This window comes from Bacteroides sp. 51 (assembly GCF_010500965.1).
Taxonomy (GTDB): Bacteria; Bacteroidota; Bacteroidia; order Bacteroidales; family Bacteroidaceae; genus Bacteroides.
On record NZ_QVMI01000126.1, the window covers coordinates 1 to 393 of the forward strand.

General features: G+C 44.3%; 1 protein-coding gene. It reads right to left on the reverse strand.

The genetic code is table 11. From position 1 onward, the window contains the following. Positions 1–393: hypothetical protein (locus D0T87_RS23810; protein WP_163178665.1), on the reverse strand; the 393-nt coding region annotated here is incomplete at both ends.

Here is a 393-nt window from a genome sequence, read left to right on the forward strand (position 1 = left end):
CTGTCGATGTTGCTATGACGTATGATTGAGCAACTCGTCGCAAAGGAACACCATTTACTTTGTAGGGCCCTGTTATTAGAAGAAGACCAGAGTCCAGCTGCTTTAAAAATACAACTCTTTTTCCTCGGTGGTTTCCAACAAGGAGAATGAGAACTGTACCAGGAACAATGTTTGGTCTTAACTTGGCTTTACCTGGCTTCTTGCGGTTGGCCAATGGCCTGGGTACATCCTCAGTTGGGTAGAAACGAGGCTCTCTCTTTACAGGAACAAGCCTTGAACCACCATTTTTGTCTCCTCCTATCTCCTTACGCTTGAACAACTCCTCTTTCTTCACTTCTTTCTCAACACGGGTCTTCTTCCTCTTGTATAGTGCTCTCTTTTTGTAAATAGCTG